Source organism: Viridibacillus arvi, assembly GCF_001274945.1.
GTDB classification, from domain to species: Bacteria; Bacillota; Bacilli; order Bacillales_A; family Planococcaceae; genus Viridibacillus; species Viridibacillus arvi.
Genome location: NZ_LILB01000015.1, coordinates 1 through 1,739, shown reverse-complemented (window position 1 = coordinate 1,739; position 1,739 = coordinate 1). Strand labels below are relative to the sequence as shown.

Sequence of the window (1,739 nt, the reverse complement as noted above, 5' to 3'; positions counted from 1 at the left end):
GCATTATTGTCTCCTTGTTTATATTCTTCGTTTCTATACAGGGCTTCTTATTGGATTAACGGGATGCTTTAGTAGAAGATCGTTGAGCAGTTCAGACGGCTCTTTATTCATATTCAACTAACGGGGCAGGATAGCTAAAAATATTTTGTTAAAACGGGAAGGGGGAAAATATATATGAAGCGCTATATAAGTGTGCTGATAGCCTTGATTATAAATGGTTTATGTATTCTCTTCACCGTTAATTTCGATAAAAACCTTACTCCATATATTTGGTTTACATTGTTCTACTGTATGGTTGCATTTTATTGGAGTATGTACGAGGTTTATAAGAACCGAGGTATAACACATATACCAATTTTATTAAATTTAAAGTACCAACCCCTTTTATTACCTACGATATCTCACTATACTTTGGCAAATATAAAGGCTTGGATGCCTATGATGACTTGGAAGAAAAAGCATTACTTGTTTTTCAAGAATGTACGTCAGTAGATGAATATATGTATGCATTAGATTGGCAGCATGAATGTTATTGGATAAATCCCTATCTAGAATTTCAAAAAAAACGAATTCGATGAATGGACAGTACCGATTTTCCCAAATGGCGATTATTACTTCTTTATTCATAAGGATTTTGAATGGGGATATTTAGGACACCCTTGGGAAAAAACTATAACTATTTTCGGAAAAGAATTAATAGAAGGTTTTGAAAAACATCGACCACAATTGTTTCAAAAAATAGTACGTCAGGGGTAATGTAGGCTTTGTTCGACTAACGGGGCAGGTTAGTTGAACAAGGATTTTTGTTTTTTATGTTGACAAGGAGGTGAAATATTTGGAAAGGGACTGTGTGTTTATAAGATTCAGTATAGTAGCTGATGTATGACCAATTGAGGCATTTACAAATGAAATTGGAATCAATCCAACAGAAGCCTATAAAATTGGAGATAATTATATTCGTGGGACAAGACAAAGTAAGCGATTTGAAACAGTATGGAGCTTGGAATCTGGAGAAATGAAGTTACATTATGAAGTAAATATGGATAGTGAATTTGAATCTCTGATTGCTCCATTAAGACCACATATCAAATTAATTAATGAATACAAAGAAAAATATCAACTGACTTGTATTTTTTTCGTTCATTATAATTTTTATAACGCTCAAACACCGGGAATGCGTTTAGATCCAAGCATAATCGCTTTTGCACATAGTATCGGTGCTATAATCGACATTTATATTGATAACGAAACGGACTGGGATGACAAGGAATGATTTTGATGAAGTGTGTAATTAGTTTGTGAAGTATTGTACTTAAAGTAACGGGGGGCTTTACTTCAAGAAGGAGTGGAGTCTATTTCTTATTGAACTAACGCAACAGGTTCATTAATTTTATGGAGGTTTTTTATGAAAATAAAAGAAGTAGATAGCAAAGTCATAATAGATGACTTTGAATTTTATGGTCAAATTGAACAAGAGAAATATTGTTCTAAATGCAAGTTTAATTTAGTTTATTATGATGATTTTGATACGTATTTTTGTCCTAAATGTAATAGTTGGATTGAATCTAAATGTAGTGATCCTAATTGCAAATATTGCCCTAATAGACCAGAAAAACCTTTATCTCACAAGTAGTATTATTCAACTAACGGGTGCTTTACTTTAATAAGGAGTGGAGCATTTTTTTGAACTAACGAGGCAGGTTAGTTCAATAATGTTGTTGTAGTTAATAGGAAAAAGA

The 1,739-nt window shown here is 32.5% G+C and carries 2 protein-coding genes and 1 pseudogene; all 3 read left to right on the top strand.

Annotated elements, in window-relative coordinates; genetic code table 11:
* Positions 1 to 359: 359 nt before the first annotated feature.
* The 3 genes and pseudogenes from AMD00_RS23035 to AMD00_RS22550 all read left to right on the top strand — a co-directional run bounded on the left by AMD00_RS23035 (position 360) and on the right by AMD00_RS22550 (position 1,633).
* A pseudogene (locus AMD00_RS23035) lies at positions 360 to 756 on the top strand (DUF2716 domain-containing protein).
* Positions 757 to 889: 133 nt separating this feature from the next.
* Positions 890 to 1,273 (top strand): DUF4279 domain-containing protein, encoded by a 384-nt coding sequence (locus AMD00_RS22555; RefSeq protein ID WP_083446348.1) that lies wholly within the window; start codon positions 890 to 892, stop codon positions 1,271 to 1,273.
* Positions 1,274 to 1,405: 132 nt separating this feature from the next.
* On the top strand, positions 1,406 to 1,633 hold the full coding sequence (locus tag AMD00_RS22550; protein ID WP_053419245.1) for a hypothetical protein: 228 nt from the start codon (positions 1,406 to 1,408) through the stop codon (positions 1,631 to 1,633).
* The last annotated feature ends 106 nt before the right edge of the window (positions 1,634 to 1,739 follow it).

Bases quoted from the DNA above. Each gene is read 5' to 3' on its own strand.
- AMD00_RS22550 (WP_053419245.1), top strand. From the start codon at position 1,406: ATGAAAATAAAAGAAGTAGATAGCAAAGTCATAATAGATGACTTTGAA.